This window comes from Massilia genomosp. 1 (assembly GCF_011682185.1).
Taxonomy (GTDB): domain Bacteria; phylum Pseudomonadota; class Gammaproteobacteria; order Burkholderiales; family Burkholderiaceae_D; genus Telluria_A; species Telluria_A rubra.
This window is the reverse complement of the sequence record NZ_WHJF01000348.1, coordinates 1-677: the sequence shown is the minus strand read 5'-3', so window position 1 is coordinate 677 and position 677 is coordinate 1. Positions and strand designations below refer to the sequence as shown.

1 protein-coding gene is annotated in these 677 nt (G+C 62.8%); it reads right to left on the bottom strand.

The annotated features are described in order from the left end of the window. Window positions 1–194 precede the first annotated feature (194 nt). Window positions 195–677: IS66 family transposase (locus F1735_RS34010; protein ID WP_222853189.1), on the bottom strand; the 483-nt coding region annotated here is incomplete at its 5' end.

Below are 677 nucleotides of genomic sequence, written 5' to 3'. Positions count from 1 at the left end.
GTGCGCGCAGAGCACGCTAAGCTCGATGCCGCAGAATCGGCGCATTGGCGCCCTGATCGCCCACGGTTTTTGGCAGGCGAAGCGAACAAGACGCCGCCGGCCAAGCCCGGGGACGACAGCGAGTAAATTTGATGTTTGCGATGTGGCGACGCAGGTCGTCGCCGACATGAGGTGGGGCGCTTACTGTTCGCCGTTCAGGGTGAGCAAGCGGCCGGGACGATGGGGTTGCCAGCAAATGCGCGGCGCATCGCGTCGAGCATCCCGTGACCTTGCTTGTGTAGTGTGGCAAGGCAGGTGCGGATAACGCAGAAGTGCCGGGCGCCTTCGAGTGTGCGGAAGCAGCCGGAGATTTTTTGCTTCACTTTTGGCATCCGCACGCTCTGTTCCCCGGTGTTGTTTGTGAAGGGCACGGCGGGGTCATGAACAAAGCGCAAGACGGCATCGGCATGCTCGCGCATGCGGCGCAACAGGTTGAAGGCGACCGACTGCTTGACGCGCCCGCGCTTGCCCGATGGCTTGAGCGCTTCGGGATTGCGCTGTTCGCCGTCGCGCAATATCTGATCGTAAAGCGTGCCGAAGGCGGCGACGTCGGCGCCGCTCAGTACCATGCCTTTTTGTCGGACCGCCTCGCACAGCGCGTTGGTTTGGCAGAGGAACTTGCCCATTCGCTCGGGCCA